This is a genomic window from Thauera aminoaromatica (assembly GCF_000021765.1).
Lineage (GTDB): Bacteria > Pseudomonadota > Gammaproteobacteria > Burkholderiales > Rhodocyclaceae > Thauera > Thauera aminoaromatica.
This window is the reverse complement of sequence record NC_011662.2, coordinates 3,105,853-3,122,788: the sequence shown is the minus strand read 5'-3', so window position 1 is coordinate 3,122,788 and position 16,936 is coordinate 3,105,853. Positions and strand designations below refer to the sequence as shown.

Annotated in this window: 13 protein-coding genes; 5 read left to right on the top strand and 8 right to left on the bottom strand. The window is 67.1% G+C overall.

Translation table 11 applies throughout. The annotated features are described in order from the left end of the window. Nucleotides 1-246: 246 nt before the first annotated feature. Nucleotides 247-1,362, top strand: coding sequence for an NAD-dependent epimerase/dehydratase family protein (locus TMZ1T_RS13730; protein WP_012585733.1), 1,116 nt, complete (start codon nt 247-249; stop codon nt 1,360-1,362). On the opposite strand, the gene TMZ1T_RS13725 is transcribed toward TMZ1T_RS13730, so the two are convergent. From TMZ1T_RS13725 to TMZ1T_RS13690, 8 genes are all read right to left on the bottom strand, one after another. Continuing rightward, nucleotides 1,326-1,865 (bottom strand): NUDIX hydrolase, encoded by a 540-nt coding sequence (locus TMZ1T_RS13725; RefSeq protein ID WP_004305657.1) that lies wholly within the window; start codon nt 1,863-1,865, stop codon nt 1,326-1,328. The two genes, TMZ1T_RS13730 and TMZ1T_RS13725, sit on opposite strands and share 37 nt — an antisense overlap. Next, nucleotides 1,862-2,947: a class I SAM-dependent methyltransferase gene (locus TMZ1T_RS13720; protein WP_261788954.1), complete on the bottom strand. Its 1,086-nt coding sequence runs from the start codon at nt 2,945-2,947 to the stop codon at nt 1,862-1,864. Before TMZ1T_RS13720 ends, TMZ1T_RS13725 begins: the two co-directional genes overlap by 4 nt. A gap of 68 nt (nt 2,948-3,015) precedes the next feature. Next, entirely contained in the window at nt 3,016-4,839 is a 1,824-nt protein-coding gene (locus tag TMZ1T_RS13715) for a thiamine pyrophosphate-binding protein (protein ID WP_012585731.1), read from the bottom strand. Between the two features lie 4 nt (nt 4,840-4,843). Continuing rightward, entirely contained in the window at nt 4,844-6,337 is a 1,494-nt protein-coding gene (locus tag TMZ1T_RS13710) for an N-acetylneuraminate synthase family protein (protein WP_012585730.1), read from the bottom strand. Continuing rightward, nucleotides 6,334-7,698, bottom strand: a complete 1,365-nt coding sequence (gene rfbH, locus TMZ1T_RS13705) for a lipopolysaccharide biosynthesis protein RfbH (protein ID WP_012585729.1) — start codon at nt 7,696-7,698, stop codon at nt 6,334-6,336. Before rfbH ends, TMZ1T_RS13710 begins: the two co-directional genes overlap by 4 nt. Beyond that, entirely contained in the window at nt 7,695-8,762 is a 1,068-nt protein-coding gene (rfbG, locus tag TMZ1T_RS13700; RefSeq protein ID WP_012585728.1) for a CDP-glucose 4,6-dehydratase, read from the bottom strand. Before rfbG ends, rfbH begins: the two co-directional genes overlap by 4 nt. Further along, nucleotides 8,747-9,520 (bottom strand): glucose-1-phosphate cytidylyltransferase, encoded by a 774-nt coding sequence (gene rfbF, locus TMZ1T_RS13695; RefSeq protein ID WP_012585727.1) that lies wholly within the window; start codon nt 9,518-9,520, stop codon nt 8,747-8,749. The genes rfbG and rfbF overlap by 16 nt, the downstream gene beginning before the upstream one ends. A gap of 200 nt (nt 9,521-9,720) precedes the next feature. Then, a complete protein-coding gene (locus TMZ1T_RS13690) occupies nt 9,721-10,731 on the bottom strand; it encodes a ketopantoate reductase family protein (protein WP_012585726.1) in 1,011 nt (336 codons plus the stop codon). A 263-nt stretch (nt 10,732-10,994) separates the two neighbouring features. Between TMZ1T_RS13690 and TMZ1T_RS13685 the strand changes: the two genes are divergently transcribed. The 4 genes from TMZ1T_RS13685 to TMZ1T_RS13670 all read left to right on the top strand — a co-directional run bounded on the left by TMZ1T_RS13685 (nt 10,995) and on the right by TMZ1T_RS13670 (nt 16,692). Continuing rightward, on the top strand, nt 10,995-12,194 hold the full coding sequence (locus TMZ1T_RS13685) for a porin (protein ID WP_012585725.1): 1,200 nt from the start codon (nt 10,995-10,997) through the stop codon (nt 12,192-12,194). Nucleotides 12,195-12,478: 284 nt separating this feature from the next. After that, nucleotides 12,479-13,999 (top strand): aldehyde dehydrogenase, encoded by a 1,521-nt coding sequence (gene adh, locus TMZ1T_RS13680; RefSeq protein ID WP_012585724.1) that lies wholly within the window; start codon nt 12,479-12,481, stop codon nt 13,997-13,999. A 90-nt stretch (nt 14,000-14,089) separates the two neighbouring features. Further along, nucleotides 14,090-14,470, top strand: coding sequence for a DUF779 domain-containing protein (locus TMZ1T_RS13675; protein WP_012585723.1), 381 nt, complete (start codon nt 14,090-14,092; stop codon nt 14,468-14,470). Nucleotides 14,471-14,661: 191 nt separating this feature from the next. Continuing rightward, nucleotides 14,662-16,692: a sigma-54-dependent Fis family transcriptional regulator gene (locus TMZ1T_RS13670; RefSeq protein WP_012585722.1), complete on the top strand. Its 2,031-nt coding sequence runs from the start codon at nt 14,662-14,664 to the stop codon at nt 16,690-16,692. The last annotated feature ends 244 nt before the right edge of the window (nt 16,693-16,936 follow it).

Here is a 16,936-nt window from a genome sequence, read left to right as displayed (position 1 = left end):
CGAAACATGGGCCATTCGATCTGAAGTTATTGGCAATAGCGGCACAAAAGACGCTCTCTTGAGAAGAGCCGCAGTGGGCTTTCCGCGGGGCTTGCGCATTGTAGGCCGTCTGCTCTCGGCTAGGATCTCGCCCCGTTTGCCGGCGACCTGGGCAGGGCCGTGGTATCGTCGCAGCCGTCGCATGCAGGGTCCTGGCCGGGATCCACGACGTGCCTCGTCCGTTGCCGATTGTGCGGTCACTCCATCATGTTCGACCCTTCCCATCCGGTTGTTCGCGAAGACATCCATGCCATCCTTGCCGAGCGCTTGCCCTGGGAGCGCCTGGCAGGGCGTCATGTGTTCGTGACCGGCGCCAGCGGCATGTTGGGGGGATACCTGACGCTGAGCCTCGCCGCTTTGCATCGGAAGCTCGACGATCCGCCCAAGCTAAGCCTGCTGGCCAGAGACGCGGCGCGCCTGCGAGCGCGCCTGGGTTCAGTTCTCGATCCGGCCCGCTGCGAGATTCTCGAAGGCGACTTGAACGCGCTGCCCATGCCGCGCTTCGGCGTGCCCGACGTAATAATCCACGCTGCGAGTCCCGCGTCACCACGCGATTACGCAACCGATCCGGTGGGCGTGATCCGGGCCAATGCGGTGGGCACCCTGGCCTTGCTGGATCGATTCGGGCGAGATCGTCCCATTGCCTTCCTGATGCTGGGCTCTGCCGTGTACGGTTCCACCGAGAATGAGGGGGCGGTGCACGAGGAGAGCTTCGGTGCCGTCCCCACGCTCGATCCCCGCAACTGTTACATCGAGAGCAAGCGACTGGCGGAGACTCTGCTGGCCTGCTGGAGGGTCCAATATGGCCTCGAGTTTGGGATCGGGCGGATCTTCCATACGTTTGGGCCGGGTTTGAATCTGGCAGATGGACGCATTTTCTCGGATGTGTTGAAAGCTGCACGAGATCGTCAGCCTATTGTTTTGACCAGCGACGGCAGTGCGTTGCGCGCCTTCTGCTATCTTGCCGACACCGTATCGGGGCTCCTCCACATCTTGCTGAAGGGAGACGGAGCGAGCGCCTACAACGTGGGAAATCCCACAAACGAGTTGTCGATCCGGGATTTCGCCACCCTGGCGTCACGGCTGATCGACCCACCACTAGCCCTGACCTTCGGAGAGGCCGATCCCCAGGCCTACTTGCCTGCCAAGACGTCCCGTGGCTTGCCCGACACTCGTCGGCTGCAGGCTCTGGGCTGGCAGTCCCGCACGAGTGTGGAGGAAGCGTTGGCCCGCAGCTATCGGAGTCTGTTCGGGAGAGAGCGTGTCCATGATGATCCACGCAGGGTTCAGGCTGGGCAGGGAGCTTCCAAGAAGCGGCTGTAGATCCGGTGCTGCAGGATCAGATCGTGGGGCGCTCCGATGTGCCACTGCCAGTCGCCAGCGCGGGGCGCCTCAGGTTTGAATCGCCCTGCCTCGTCGAGAGGGATTCGTAGGGTGCACGCATACAGCAGCGAAATGAAATGGCCGCGGATGTCCCGGGTTGGATGGGTGATTTCCGCCATGTGAAGCGGCACGGGCTCGAAGTCCACCTCCACTCCCAGTTCGCCCAATGCAACGGCGGCAATGCGACTGCCAATACTCTCCTTGAAGCGGATGATCCCGCCCGGGAGATGCCAACCAGGGCCATAGAAACGATCGTGTCGCCAGGTCAAGAGATTTCGACCGGCTGAGTCCTTGATCAGCAGATCAACGTTGATCATGGGGGTAAGGCTGCTGACCAGCAGGAACAGGTCCTCGGGCAGGTCCCGGCTGGCTGAGTCGAGGGACTCGCGGATCGTCGTGATGGCGACCTGGAGGGCTTCGGGGGAGACGGCAGGGTGACTCATGGGGTGAGATCTCGTGCCACCGCGCAGAGGCCGGAGTCCCGCAATACCGCCACTTCGAAGCGGGTACCGAAGCGCTCGGCGATGAGCTTGGCAACTTCGTCCGAGTAGCTGGCGGCGAGGACAATCACGGCATCGACCTCGCCTTCGTCGAGACGCTCTGGCGCCACGATGGGCAGGTGAGTGGCGGGCGTGAAGCGCCCCTGCTTGAAGGGCGCGGAGTCCAGCACGTAGCGGATTCGCGGAGCAATGCCCAGCAGGCTGATCAGGGCCAGGGCCTGGTGGCCGGCACCCCAAATCGCGACGCGCCCCGTGTCGAAGCGATCCAGGAATGCGTCAAAGGAGGCTTGGAGGTCGGCCCGGGCATGGTGCAGCGCGGACAGATCGAGCGGAGAGCGCTTTCTCACCGTGGCGGAAAGAACGTAGCCATGCCATTCCGAGCTGCATTCGAGGACTTCGAGGCCATTACCTTCCAACAGGTGTGTCAGGCTCTGCCGGGTGAAATAGTAAAGGTGGTCGGGAATGAACTCTGCGAATAGACGCATGCGCAGGATCATTTCGAAATCGGGGACCTCGACCAGACCGATGGCGCCCGGCTTGAGATTGGCGACGATGCCACGAAGGGTGAGGTGGGCCGTCGGGATGTGCTCGAGGAAGTTGAGGATCGCGAAACCGTCGAAGGGGCCGTCGGCGAGCCGGGTGTCCGGGCCGTCGATGAAGCCTTCATTTACCCGCAGGCCGGCGGCGCGGCAGGCGTACACCGAGGCGGGCAGGTGTTCGATGCCGGTGGCGTCGGCGCCGGCATCGCGCAGCAGGCTGAGGTATTCGCCGCGGCCGCAGCCCACCTCGAGCACCTTGCGGTCGGTGAGGTCGTGCTGGCGCAGCCAGCGGCCGAACTGGGCGAGCCGATAGGCGCGCATCTCGGCCGAGATGCCGGCGGCGCGGATCACGTCGCGCCAGTAGGGCACGGGCTCGGTGGCGAGCTGGACCGTGCCGCAGCCGCTGCACTGGTGGAGCGCCAGCGTCACGCCCCGGTCCGTGGCGAGCTGATCGGGGGTGGGCAGCCCTTGGGCGGCGGCCGGCATGTCGTGCTGGACGAGCAGGGGCTGCGCGAAGAGGGCTTGGCCGCACAGGCGGCAGAGGGCGGGCATTGTCAGGCGGGCCGCGGGGCGTCGAGCGAAGCAGGCAGGAGCGGCACGATCATCTCGGCCTCGAGGGTTTCCAGGGGCAGCAGGGGGCTCATGTCCTCCAGCGGCATTGAAATGATGGAGCCGTCCGCCCGGGGAATGGCGGCGCACTTGGGCTGCAGGCTCTCTTCCGGAATCAGGCGTACGTCGATGAGGCAGGGGCGCGGCAGCGCCTGGGCGCGGGCCAGCGCGGCGGCGAGTTCGGCGCAGTCGTCGATGCGCAGGTACGGCAGACCATACACTGCGGCGAGTTTTTCGAGATCGGGCATGAATAGCCCCGAGGCCGGGCCGCTGCCCACGTAGCGCCCATTGAAGTAGTTGCGCTGGGTGTTGCGAATGGAGGCGTAGCCGCCGTTGTTCATGATGAACAGGCAGATCGGCAGCTGCAGACCGGTGAGGGTGGCAAGCTCCTGCAGGTTGAGCTGCAGACTGCCATCCGATTCCACGGCCAGCATGGGCTTGCGGTCGTTGCCGAGGCAGGCGCCGATCGCTGCCGGCAGACCGTAGCCCATCGCGCCGAGGCCGGAGGTGAGGAAGGTGCGCTGGCCCCGTTTGTTGCGAAAACCAGCGTAGAAGAACTCCACTGCCAGGCCGGAGCTGCCGGTGGCAATAAGAGTGTCGGCCGGCGCAGCATCTGACAGGGCCTCGACGAAGTGGGCGTGGCCGATGGGGCCGGAAGGCGGGAAGACGCGGCCCTCGTTCTGCGTGTAGCGGGCCTTCCAGCGGGTGCAGCGGGCGCGCCAGTCGGTGGTGTCGCCGGGTATGGCGGCGGCCAGCAGGGTTTGGATGAAGTCGCCGGCGTCCATCGCCAGGGGTTGGTCGATGGCCATCGCGGTCTTGTCGGCCAGCTCGTTGGCGTCCACGTCCACCACCACCTTGCGCGCGGCGCGGGCGAAGCCTTTGGGGTTGTAGGCGGTGACGATCATGTCGAGGCGGGCGCCGATGCTGATCAGCAGGTCGCAGTTCTGCACCGCGAAGTTCGCAGCGCGGGCGGCGACCACGCCGGGGCGACCGATGTTGAGCGGATGATCGTAGGGCAGCAGGTCGAGCGCGTTCCAGGTGAGCACGGCGGGCACCTGGAGGTGATCCACGAGTTGGCGGAAGGCGTCGGCGGCACCGGCGAGGCGCACGCCGTGGCCGGCGAGAATGAGCGGGCGCTTGGCCTCGGCGAGCATCGTCAGCACCGGGGTGAGATCGGGCATCGGTGCGGTGGCGTCGGCCGGCGGCGTCCAGCCGGGCAGGGTGGCCGGGTCGATGGGCGCGGCCTGCACGTCGAGGGGCACGTCGATCCACACCGGGCCGGGGCGGCCGGTCTTCATGAGGTGCAGGGCTTTTTCGAGATGGACGCGCACCGACTGTGGGTCGTCCAGCGTCACGGCGTACTTGGTGATCGGACTGACGATGGGGACGATGTCCACCTCCTGCACGCCGCCCTGGCGGATCGGGCGGCCGCCCAGGCGGTCGGGGCGCTTGGCCTGGCCGGAGAGCACCAGCATCGGCACCGAGTCGATCCACGCGCCGGCCACCGGGGTGATGGCATTGGTGGCGCCGGGGCCGGTGGTAACCATCGCCACGCCGAAACCCGGGTTGCCGGCGTTGCCGGTCCGGCCGGCGGCTTCGGCGGCGATGGCGGCAGCCTGCTCATGGTGGCAGGGCACGGCGTTCACGCGGGGTTCACAGGCGAGGGCGTCGTTGAGGTACATGGCACCGCCGCCGGGCAGCATGAAGATGTGGTGGATGCCCTCGTCGGCAAGGCGGGCGAGCAGCCAGTCGGCAACGCGGATGGTCATCTGCTTACATCCAGTAGGTGAGCCAGGTCTTGCGGCTGACGTTGGCCGCGATCGCCGGGTCCGTGTAGTAGGAGTCGTACTTGTCGTGGGTGGAGGAGATTTCCTCGAACACCACACCTTCGGTGGTCTTGAAGGTGTGCTTCACGCCGCGCCCCACGGTGATCACGTCACCGGCCCTGGCGTCGCGGGCTTCGCCGTCGAGCCAGATCGTGAGGCTGCCGTGCAGGACGACGAAGGTTTCTTCCTTCTTCTGATGGTACTGCTCGGGGTGGGTCTGGCCGGGGAGCATCACCAGCAGCTTCTTGCAGTATTCGCGATTGACGACGGTGACCATCGTCAGGCCGAACTCATCGAAGCGCTCCAGCCCGTAGTGGTGGGAAATTTCCAGATCGGACTTGCCTGGCACGACGACGTTGCCGGCCTTGAGCAGCGCCTTGACGGCGGTGACGATCTCCAGCACCTGGCCGCGCAGCTGGGTCTCGCCCACTTGCGAGTGGAGTACCGGCTGGCTGGCAGGGATGGCCTCGCGGGTGACGAAGCGGGCGTACTTCGACCACTCGTTGGCGGTGACTTGGCCCTCCACCGGCGGGAAGGCGAACTCGACCATGTCGGCGGAAAGCTCGGTGGCGGCGGGCACGTCGCGGGTGGTGAACACGCCACGGCGAAGGGAATGCAGGCTGCTCCGCTCGCTGGCGGAGGGCTGGTAGCGTTCGCGGCTGCCGCAGATGGCCTGGGCGCGGCGGCAGGCTTCTAGCCAGGCGCGGATCTGCGCCGGGTTGGCCGAGTACGCGTTGGCGGCGTACCTGTCGGTGGGCAGCACCACATGCTTCTCGAAAACGCTGGCGCCCTTGGCGAGGGCGAGGCCCACGGCGAAGGTATTGTCTGGTGACTCGTGGGTGGAATAGCCGACCCGTACGTCGGGATAGCGGGTGCGCAGCAGCTCGATCTGGTTGACCTGCAGGGCCTCGTCGGGTGTGGGATATTCGGCGACGCAGTGCATCAAGGTGAGGTCCTTGCCCCGGTGCAGGAAGAAGCTCGTCACGTTGTCGATCTCGTCGAGCGTGGCACCTGCAGTGGAGGCGATCACTGGCTTGTCGGCCTGGGCAATGCGTTCGAGCAGCGGCCAGTCGGTGAAGGAACAGCTGGCGATCTTGATGGTGTGGATGCCGTGCTCCTCGATGCGGGCCACGGAGGCCTCATCGAAGGGCGTGCATACGGTGATGAAGCCTTGGGCCTCCATCTCGGCTACCAAGGCGCGGAAGGCGTCGTCGGATAGTCGGGTTTCCTCGAAGCGTTTGACATATTTGATGTCGTCATGGCCGCGGGCGGATGCGTGGATGAAGGTGTCCAGGTCGCGGTACTGGAGCTTGAAGGCGAAATCGAAGTCGTCTTCGAAGCCGTGGCAGGCCTCGCGGATCGCTCGGATGGTGGCGATGCCGTGGGGTAGGTCGCCCATGTGGTTGTTGGCCATTTCGAAGACCATCAGGGGCTTGGTCATAGGTCGACTCCGAGGAAGGTGCGGATGTGGCTGGCGGCGTAGTCGAGCTGGGTTTCGGTGAGGCCAGGCCACACCCCAATCCAGAAGGTATCCCGCATGATGCGGTCGGCCACCGGCAGGTCGCCGACGACACGGACGTCGCGCCCGCTCATTGAGGGTTGGCGGACGAGATTGCCTGCGAACAGCAATCGCGTGCCGATCTTGTGCTGATCGAGGTATTCGAGCAGATCCACCCGGTTGATGCCGGCTTCCTCTCGCAGGGTCACCGGAAACCCGAACCAGGATGGATCGCTCCCGGAGCTAGCCTCCGGCAGGATCAGGAAATCCTCAACGTCCGCCAACGCCGCGCTCAGATGCGCGAAGTTGCGCTTGCGTGCTTCGATGAAGCCTTCCAGCCGATCGAGCTGGGCCAGCCCGCAGGCGGCCTGCATGTCGGTGATCTTGAGGTTGTAGCCGATGTGGCTGTAGGTGTATTTGTGGTCGTAGCCGGCCGGCAGGCTGCCAAGTTGCCAGCCGAAGCGCTTGCCGCAGGTGTTGTCGCAACCGGGCTTGCACCAGCAGTCGCGGCCCCAGTCGCGAAAGGATTCGGCGATCTGCCGCAGCTGCGGGTCATTGGTGAGCACCGCGCCGCCTTCGCCCATGGTGATATGGTGCGCCGGGTAGAAGGAAAGCGTGGCGAGGTGGCCGAAGGTGCCGACCTTGCGACCCTTCCAGGTGGAGCCGAGCGCATCGCAGCAGTCCTCGATCAGCCATAGCCCATGCTGCTCGGCGAACGCGCACACTGCATCGAGGTCGATAGGATTGCCCAGCGTGTGGGCGATCATGATGGCCTTGGTCCGCGGCGACAGGGCGGCTTCGAGCATCGTCACGTCGATGTTGTAGGTTGGCAGGCATACATCGACGAAGACGGGAACGGCGCCGTTCTGCAGGATCGGATTCACCGTAGTGGGAAAGCCCGCCGCCACCGTGATCACCTCGTCTCCGGGGCGGATTGCCCGATCGCCGAGCGTGGGCGAGGTGAGGGCTGAGAATGCCACCAGGTTAGCCGAGGATCCGGAATTTACGGTGAGGGCGAAGCGCGTGCCGACGAAGCTTGCCAGGCGTTTCTCGAAGGCGTCGTTGAAGCGACCGGTGGTCAGCCAGGCGTCGAGCGCGGCGTCGATCATCGCGTCCTTCTCGGCGTCGCCGACGACCTTGCCCGATGCGGGGACGGGGTCGATGCCCGCGCGCCAGGCCTGCGCGGCGTTTGTCGGGCGGGCTGGGCGGACGATGACTTCGAGTGGCTGACCGGCCAGATCGGGCAGGTCGAGCAATAGCTTGCCGTCAGCATCGGGCGTGAGGGTCTTGCGGATCAGGCTCATGAGCTGGCTGTGAATGCGGAGATTTCGTCGAGAGTGTATCGATGCATATCGGCACCGGCACGCCAGGCTTGATACCAGGCGAGGCTGCGGGTGACTGCGTCTTCCGCTTGCCAGCGAGGCCGCCAGCCCAGCCGGACGCGGGCCTTGGTGCAGTCCAGCTTGAGGGTGTGCGCCTCATGGATCCGCGGCTCGCCGGATGGCTGCCAGTCGGCACCGGCGCCCCAGCCGGCGGCAAGCATCTCCACGATCCACGCGACTGTACGCGCGTCGGTTTCGTCGGGCCCAAAGTTCCAGCCCTCGGCGAAGGCCTCTCCATGCTCGACGAGGTGCTGGGCCAAGAGCAGATAACCCGCCAAGGGCTCCAGCACGTGTTGCCAGGGCCGGATCGCGTCAGGATTGCGCAGAACAACGGCTTCGTTGCGTGCAAAGGCCGCCAGGACGTCGGGCACCAGACGACTGGGGGTCCAGTCTCCGCCTCCGATCACGTTGCCGGCCCGAGCGCTGGCGAGGGCAACGCCGCGAGCGGCGAGGAAGGAGCGACGGTACGACGCGACGACGAGTTCAGTGCAGCCCTTGCTGGCCGAATACGGGTCGTATCCGCCCATCGGATCCGTCTCACGATAGCCCCAGAGTTGCTCCCGGTTTTCGTAGCACTTGTCGCTGCTGACCACGACGACGGCTTTCAGGTCGGGCTGGTGCCGACAGGCCTCGAGCAGATTCACGGTGCCCATGGCGTTGGTCGAGAAGGTCTCGACAGGTTCGGCGTACGAGTAGGGCACGAGCGGTTGCGCGGCGAGATGAAGCACGATCTCCGGCCTTGCTGCCGCGAGTGCCTGTCTCAACCTTTCATAGTCCCGCACATCGCCGAGCACGGAGTGCATGCCGCGCTCGACATCTGCGACATGGAACAAGGCCGGCGCGGCGGCGGGCGGCAATGCGAAGCCGCAAACATCCGCCCCCATGCTCTGCAGCCACAGGCTGAGCCAACCGCCCTTGAAGCCGGTATGACCCGTGACGAAGACGCGGCGCCCCCGCCAGAAAGCAGGGCTCACCAGGTTTTCCATGGTGCCTCGCCGCGCTGCCAAAGATCCTCGAGCATGATCTTGTCGCGCAGGTTGTCCATCGGTCGCCAGAAACCGGTATGCCGGTAGGCTGCAAGTTGCTGATCGGCGATCAGCTTCTTGAGCACGGATCCTTCGAAAATCGTCTGGTCGCCCTCGGTGATGTAGTCGAGCACCTCGGGCGAGAGGACGAAGTACCCGCCATTGATAAAGCCGCCGTCGCCCAGAGGTTTTTCGACGAAAGCGTCGACGTCGTCGCCTTTCAACTCCAGTGCGCCGAAGCGGCCGGGTGGCTGTACGGCCGCGACCGTGGCCAGCTTGCCGTGGGCCTTGTGGAAGTCGATCTCCGCGCCGAGGTCGATGTCTGCCACGCCGTCGCCATACGTGAAGCAGAACGCCTCCTCGTTCCGCAGGTACTTGGCGACGCGGGCCAGTCGTCCGCCTGTCTGCGTGTTCTCGCCGGTGTCCACGAGCGTCACGCGCCAAGGCTCGGCATGGCGCTCGTGAATCTCCATGCTGTTGTCGGACATGTCGAAGGTCACATCCGACATGTGGAGGAAGTAATTGGCGAAGTATTCCTTGATGACATAGCCCATGTAGCCGCAGCAGATCACGAAGTCATGGATTCCGTGGCTGGAATAGGACTTCATGATGTGCCAGAGGATCGGACGGCCGCCGATATTCACCATCGGTTTGGGGCGATTGACGGTTTCTTCGCTGATTCGGGTGCCCAAGCCACCCGCGAGGATCACGGCTTTCATCAGAGGTTCTTCGTGTTGGATCCGGTCGCATGATACCGCCCGAGTCGAGACTGATCGCCCCGAATAGAGGGGGTCCGCGCGGTCTGTTCTGGTGAAGTGCATCGACCACAGTCGGTTCTCGACAAGCGATGACGGAGAAAGAGTGGTTGAGTGGTTGGGGGCAAGGCTTTCATTTGCGCGCGCACATGATTTCCCACCCGTCAGCACCCCACCCGATCCGTCCTTTCCGCGTTCCGTGATTCCAGCGCCCGCACCAGAACCTCCACCGCCCGATGCGTGGGCAGTTCTGTTCCCGTCCGCGCGGCCATGCGCAGCAGTGCGCCGGTGATCGCGTCGATCTCGGTGCGCCGGCCGGCGAGCAGGTCCTGCAGCATGCTCGCCCGGTTGGCCGCGGTGGCGCGGGCGACCGCGTGCACGCGGGCGATTGCGGCGGCCTCGTCGAGCTCGAGGCCGTGCGCGTGCAGTACCGGCAGGGCTTCGCGCACCAGGGTGTCGAGCAGCACGCGGTGCGGCGGATCGAGCAGGGCGCCGTTGGGTACGCGGAAGAGCGCCGCGAGCGGGTTGATGGCGACATTGACCAGCAGCTTGGCGAGGCGGGCATGCGCGATGTCGGGTTCGACGCGCGCACGCAGGCCCGCGCGACCCAGCAGTTCGGCGACCGCCTCGAAGCCGGGCGGCACGAGGGTTTCGCCCGCACCCGCGGGGTGCACCCGCTCGCCGTGGTCGCCCTGCTCGCGGTAGGCGCCCTCGGTGGTGATGCCCTGGTCGACGTGGCGCGCCGCGCAGTGCGCGCGCAGCAGCTCGCCGGTGAGGCCGTTCTGCAGCGAGAGCACACCCAGCGGACGCATGCGCGCGGCGGTGGACGCGGCGGCGGCGGTGTCGCCCGCCTTCACCAGCACGATCACCCAGTCCGCCTCCGGGGCCCGCTCGGCGGCGAAGGCGTTCGGATGGAAGATGTGTCCGCCCACCTCGACGCCGGCGTTCAGGCGCGCGGCTCCGGCGGCGTCGCGCGCGATCAGCGCGACCGGCGCAATGCCGTCGACGCGCGCAGCGAAGTGCAGGCCGAGCGCGCCGGGGCCGATGATCGCGAGCGGAAAGCGGCCGGTTGCCGGGCGCGCGACCGCGCCGGATCGCGCTTCGGCGTGCGCCTGGGAGGGAGAGGGGGCGACCAGCGGAGAGGGGGCGACCGGCAGGGAGGGGGGCTCTTTCATCGCAGCGGAGATCCTGGCAGGGAGTCTTGCAGGCCGCAGGGGCGTCGCTCGCCTGCGGCCGGCGCCTGCTCCGGAGGTGCCATTCCGAAGCAGGGCGGGCAGGGATTGTGGAGCATCCGGAGCGGACTGTGCGCCTGCGTTGCGCACAAATGCCCGGAACAGGCCGCGTTTTGGGGGGGTGGCACAGCGTTTGCGCAGCCCGCCTTCGATCCGGCCGCCGGGCGGGCGGATCGAAGGCATCCACACCATCCGAGGGGACATCCATGCAAAACAAGCTTTCCAGCCACCGCCGCACCCGACCCGCCACCACCGCCCTGCTGCCGTCGGCGCTCGGCGCCGCGCTGCTCGCGCTCGCCGCCACGCCGGCCCAGGCGATCGGGTTTTCGCAGGGCGACGCCACGCTCGACATCAACGGCACGGTCAACGGCTTCTATTCTCATCGGACCGAGGAGCGCGCGGGCGTCAAGACCACCGACTCCGCGCTCACCAACGGCTTGCTGCCGGGCTGGATCAACTTCGTGTTCACCACCAAGGTGGAGGGCCTGGACATCAAGGCTCACGTCGGCTTCGCGCCCGGCATCAACGACAAGTCGGACGTGGTGGGCCTGCCCAGCGACCCCAGCTGTGGCGGTTCCACCGGCTGCGACAGCCCCTTCACCCAGATCGACACCCGCAACCTGTATTTCCAGTTCGGCAACACCGAGTGGGGCACGGTCAAGTTCGGCCGCGACATCGGCCTCTTCGGGCAGAAGATCATCCTGTCCGACATGACGCTCCTCGGCCTCGGCGGCAACAGCTACGCGTCGACGCCCTTCAACACCACCTTCGGCATGATCGGCCACGGCTACATGTACACCGGCTTCCAGCCCCAGATCACCTACACCACGCCGGCCTTCGGCGGCTTCTCGGCCTCGGCGGGGATCTTCGATCCCAGCAAGTTCGCCGGTGACGAGACCAAGGACCCCGGCTTCCAGGCGATGGCGAACTACGACTGGAAGGCCGGCACGGCCAAGGGCTCGGTGTGGGCGGGTGCGGTCCACCAGCGCACCAGCGGCGCAGGCAGCTTCAACGCCAACGGCTTCGAGCTCGGCGCGAAAGTCGGCATCGGCGCCTTCGAGGCCGTCGCCTACGGCTTCGACGCCAGCGGGCTGGGCCTGTCGACGGTCGGTGCGCTGTACCTGTCGCCCTTCGGCAAGACCGACGGCAAGGGCTACTTCGTGCAGGGCACCTACACCGTGGGCAAGACCAAGTTCGGAATCAACTTCGGCGAGAACCGCGACAGCGGCGGCGCGCTGGCCGACACCAACAAGTTCCGCTCCGCCACCGTCGGCGTGTATCACAGCCTTAACAAGTACATCACCCTGGTGGGCGAATACAACCAGGAGAGGGGCGATGGCGACGACCTGTTCGCGGGTGACCTGAAGACCCGGACCATCTCGCTGGGCGGCATCATCATGTTCTGACGCGCGCAACTTTCCCAGCCTGCGGGGCAGGGCGACGAAGGTCGCGCTGCCTCGCTTCATTTCGGCGCGTGCTCCATGACGGTACGGGCATGGAGCAGATGGAGCAGCTGGAGCAAGTGGAGCACTTCGAGCGCTGCTCCAGAACCCGCCACGGAGCGCTCCCATTGCCGCATGGATACGGCAAGTATCTGATAAATAAGGGATGGATTGCGCTGGCACGAAGGATGCTCAATCGACGTGTGGCGAAACCGCCCGCAACCGAAACCACACGAGGAGACGACACCATGCTGTACGCACTGCCCGGCCAGGCCGAAGCCAAGGTTCAGTTCAAGACCCGCTACGACAACTTCATTGGTGGCAAGTGGGTGGCCCCGGTCAAGGGCCAGTATTTCGATGTGGTGACCCCGATCACCGGCCAGAAGTACACCCAGGCCGCGCGTTCCACCGCCGAGGACATCGAGCTCGCCCTCGACGCCGCGCACGCAGCCTTCCCCAAGTGGGGCAAGGCCGACGCCACCACCCGTTCGAACATCCTGCTCAAGATCGCCGACCGCCTCGAGGCCAACCTCGAGCTGCTCGCCTACGCCGAGACCGTCGATAACGGCAAGCCGATCCGCGAGACGCTCAACGCCGACATCCCGCTCGCCGTCGACCACTTCCGCTACTTCGCCGGCTGCCTGCGCTCGCAGGAAGGCGGCATCTCGGAGATCGACGAGAACACCATGGCCTATCACATCCACGAGCCCCTGGGCGTGGTCGGCCAGATCATCCCGTGGAACTTCCCCATCCTGATGGCGGCGTGGAAGCTGGCGCCGGCGCTGGGTGCGGGCAACTGCGTGGTGCTCAAGCCCGCCGAGTCGACCCCGATCTCGATCCTGGTGCTGATGGAGCTGATCGCCGACCTGCTGCCGCCGGGCGTGCTCAACATCGTCAACGGCTACGGCCGCGAGGCCGGCATGCCGCTCGCCACCAGCAAGCGCATCGCCAAGATCGCCTTCACCGGCTCCACCTCCACCGGCCGCGTGATCGCCCAGGCCGCCGCCAACAACCTGATCCCGGCCACGCTCGAACTGGGCGGCAAGTCGCCCAACATCTTCTTCGCCGACGTCATGGACAAGGACGACGCCTTCCTCGACAAGGCGATCGAGGGCCTGGTGCTGTTCGCCTTCAACCAGGGCGAGGTGTGCACCTGCCCGAGCCGCGCGCTGATCCAGGAATCGATCTACGACCGCTTCATGGAGCGTGCTCTGAAGCGCGTCGCCGCGATCAAGCAGGGCAGCCCGCTCGACACCGACACCATGATGGGCGCGCAGGCCTCCGCCGAGCAGATGAGCAAGATCCAGTCGTATCTGCAGCTCGGCAAGGAAGAGGGCGCCCAGGTGCTGATCGGCGGTGCGCGCGCCCAACTCGGCGGCGACCTGGCCGACGGCTTCTATATCCAGCCGACGCTGTTCAAGGGCCACAACAAGATGCGCATCTTCCAGGAGGAGATCTTCGGGCCGGTGCTCGCGGTGACCACCTTCAAGGACGAGGCCGAGGCCCTGGCGATCGCAAATGACACCCTGTATGGTCTGGGCGCCGGCGTGTGGAGCCGCAACGGCAACGTCGCCTACCGCATGGGCCGCGCCATCCAGGCCGGGCGCGTGTGGACCAACTGCTACCACGCCTACCCGGCGCACGCGGCCTTCGGCGGCTACAAGGAGTCGGGCATCGGCCGCGAGACGCACAAGGTCATGCTCGACCACTACCAGCAGACCAAGAACCTGCTGGTGAGCTACAGCGAGAACAAGCTCGGCTTCTTCTGATCAAGGCGTTCTCCCTCCCTCGCCCGCGTTGCGGGCGACCTTGCCGGGGGCGGGCGACCGCCCCCGTTTTTCATCCTGGAGGTGCATGACATGGTCGAACGCGTTACTGCCACCGCCGCGACGCTCGAGCTGATCGAGCAGCTCAAGGCCGAGCATGGCCCGGACCTGATCTTCCACCAGTCCGGCGGCTGCTGCGACAACAGCGCCGCCAACTGCTACCTGCCCACCGACCTCACCATCGGGCCCTACGACGTGCATCTGGGCGAGATCGGCGGCGTGCCCTTCTACATCAGCGCCTCGCAGTACGAATACTGGAAGCACACCCAGCTCATCATCGACGTGGTCGAGGGGCATGGCGGCACCTTCTCGCTGGAAGGCGGCACGGGCAAGGCCTTCCATACCCGCTCGCGGCTCTACGACGACGCCGAGATGGCGGCGGTCGAGGCGGAGGATCGCGCCCTCGGGCGCTGAGACCCTGCGGCCGTCGACCTTTCCTCCACGGCTCCACGCTTCCTGGGCCGGACTTGCGGCATGATGCTTGCTTCAGTCGTTTGACGAGACGGCCGCGATCCGACCCCCGGAGCGGCCGGGACGACAACGGAAGAGCCCGGGCGCGGCGTGCCGAACGCCGATGCACCGCGGCCGCAGGTGGAGAGGAGACGATGGTCGATAACACGATGCGTGCCGCGCAGGCGGCGGTGGTCGAGTCGCTGCGCAGGCAGTTTTCCGCCTCCGGCCAGGTGCCCGACGCGGGCCTGCCGGTGCCGGTGCTGCGCTCCTGGGCGCGCTGCCAGCGCCTGGGATTGGACATGGGCGAGCGCGTGCGCCCGCCCAGCACCACGCGGGGCGACCTGATGGTGGCGCGCGAGCGCAGCGCGGCCCTGCTCGCGCACGCCAGCGGCGTCATGGAGCACCTTCACGAACAGATCCGTTCCTCGGGCAGCATGGTGCTGCTCGCCGACGCCAGCGGGATGATCCTGCACGGCATCGGCGACCCCGCCTTCGTCGACCGCGCCAACCGCGTCGCCCTGCAGGCGGGCGCGAACTGGAGCGAATGCGAGCGCGGCACCAACGCGATCGGCGCCACCCTGATCGAGCGTGCGCCGGTCGAGGTGCTCGGCGCCGAGCACTACCTCGACTGCAACGGCGTGCTCACCTGCAGCGCGGCGCCGATCTTCGACTGGCGCGGCGAGCTGCTCGGCGCGCTCGACATCTCGGGCGACCACCGCAGCCACCAGCCCCACACGCTCGGACTCGCGCGCATGGGGGTGCGCCTGGTCGAACGCCGCTTGTTCGAGAGCGAACACGCGCGCCATGCGCTGCTCTCCTTCCATCCGCGTCCCGAGGGCGTCGGCGGCCTGCAGGAGGGTCTGCTGGCGATCGATGCGGATGGCGAGATCGTCGCCGCCGACCGCCAGGCGCGCGCGCTGCTGGGGGTCGAAGAGCGCCGGGTGGCGGGCCTGGGGAATTTCTCCAACCTGTTCCGGGGCGGCTTCGGCACGCTGATCGGGCGCGCGGCGCGCGATCCGGCGGCGCTGGTCGAACTCGAGCTGCGTTCGGGCGCACGCATCCACGCGCGCCTGCGGCTGAGCCCGGCCTGGCAGGCCGGCGCGCAGTCGGCCCCGGCCGGCACGGCCCGCGTTGCCGCCGCCCCCGATCCCTCACGCTCGGCGCGCCACAGGACCACCCTCGAGACCCTGTCCACCGGCGACCCCGCGCTGCAGTTCGTGCTCGACCGCTGCGCGCGCATCGTCGGGCGCAGCATCCCGATCCTGATCCAGGGCGAGTCCGGCTCCGGCAAGGAACTCCTCGCGCGCGCCTGCCACAACAGCGGTCCGCGTGCGGATGGCCCCTTCGTCGCGGTCAACTGCGCGGCCATCCCCGAGAACCTGATCGAGTCCGAGCTCTTCGGCTACGTCGGCGGCGCCTTCACCGGCGCGCGCAAGGAGGGTGCGATCGGCCGCATCCAGCAGGCCCATGGCGGCACGCTCTTCCTCGACGAGATCGGCGACATGCCGCTGGCGATGCAGGCGCGGCTGCTGCGCGTGCTGCAGGAGCGCTGCGTGCAGCCGGTGGGCGCGGGCTCCGCGGTACCGGTCGATATCGCGCTGCTGTGCGCGACCCACCGCCAGCTCGGCGAGCAGGTCAAGGCCGGGCGCTTCCGCGAGGATCTCTACTACCGGGTCAACGGCCTCGGCGTGCAGTTGCCGCCACTGCGCGCGCGCAGCGACCTGCAGGGCATCGTGCGCCGCCTGCTTGACGGCAGCAGCCACCACCCCGAGCCCGCGCGCGTCGACGTCGCGCCGGAGACGATGGCGATCCTCGCGGCCTACCCCTGGCCGGGCAACATCCGCCAGCTGCAGAACGTGCTCGAGGTCGCGCTCGCGTTGCTCGACGAGGGCGAGACGCGCATCCTGCCGGTGCATCTGCCCGAGGAAGTGCTGCAGGCGGTCGGCGATGCGCCGGCGCTCGCCCCGTCGGCAGGGGCCGAACGCGGCGAGCCGCGTTCCGCGCGGCCCGCCGACGATCCCGACCCGCTGCCGCTGCCGCTACCGCTGCGGCGCGCGCGCGCGCTCGACGACGACGCCATCCGCGCCGCGATCGAGCGCTTCGACGGCAACCTCTCCGCCGCCGCCCGTCACCTCGGCGTCGCGCGCAACACGCTTTATCGGCGGATGGGACGGCCGTTCTGAGCGGCGTATCGCGCGCGGTGCAGGGCGCGCGGCCGATCGCGACTCGCGTCGCTCCTACGGCACCGCAAGTGCGGGTTCTCGTATCACGGCCGATCGCGACTCGCGTCGCTCCTACAGCGCCGCAGCCGCTCGGGTTTTCGTGGGAGCGACGCAAGTCGCGATCGGCGGCGTTCCGGTCCGCGTCGTGCTTCCGCCGCTGCCCTGCCTGTATCGCGGCTGCAATCGCGACTCGCGTCGCTCCCAC

Bases quoted from the DNA above. Each gene is read 5' to 3' on its own strand.
- rfbG (WP_012585728.1), bottom strand. From the start codon at position 8,762: ATGGAAAACCTGGTGAGCCCTGCTTTCTGGCGGGGGCGCCGCGTCTTC.
- rfbF (WP_012585727.1), bottom strand. From the start codon at position 9,520: ATGAAAGCCGTGATCCTCGCGGGTGGCTTGGGCACCCGAATCAGCGAA.
- TMZ1T_RS13730 (WP_012585733.1), top strand. From the start codon at position 247: ATGTTCGACCCTTCCCATCCGGTTGTTCGCGAAGACATCCATGCCATC.
- TMZ1T_RS13685 (WP_012585725.1), top strand. From the start codon at position 10,995: ATGCAAAACAAGCTTTCCAGCCACCGCCGCACCCGACCCGCCACCACC.
- TMZ1T_RS13725 (WP_004305657.1), bottom strand. From the start codon at position 1,865: ATGAGTCACCCTGCCGTCTCCCCCGAAGCCCTCCAGGTCGCCATCACG.
- TMZ1T_RS13710 (WP_012585730.1), bottom strand. From the start codon at position 6,337: ATGACCAAGCCCCTGATGGTCTTCGAAATGGCCAACAACCACATGGGC.
- TMZ1T_RS13715 (WP_012585731.1), bottom strand. From the start codon at position 4,839: ATGACCATCCGCGTTGCCGACTGGCTGCTCGCCCGCCTTGCCGACGAG.
- TMZ1T_RS13690 (WP_012585726.1), bottom strand. From the start codon at position 10,731: ATGAAAGAGCCCCCCTCCCTGCCGGTCGCCCCCTCTCCGCTGGTCGCC.
- adh (WP_012585724.1), top strand. From the start codon at position 12,479: ATGCTGTACGCACTGCCCGGCCAGGCCGAAGCCAAGGTTCAGTTCAAG.
- TMZ1T_RS13720 (WP_261788954.1), bottom strand. From the start codon at position 2,947: ATGCCGGCCGCCGCCCAAGGGCTGCCCACCCCCGATCAGCTCGCCACG.
- TMZ1T_RS13670 (WP_012585722.1), top strand. From the start codon at position 14,662: ATGGTCGATAACACGATGCGTGCCGCGCAGGCGGCGGTGGTCGAGTCG.
- rfbH (WP_012585729.1), bottom strand. From the start codon at position 7,698: ATGAGCCTGATCCGCAAGACCCTCACGCCCGATGCTGACGGCAAGCTA.
- TMZ1T_RS13675 (WP_012585723.1), top strand. From the start codon at position 14,090: ATGGTCGAACGCGTTACTGCCACCGCCGCGACGCTCGAGCTGATCGAG.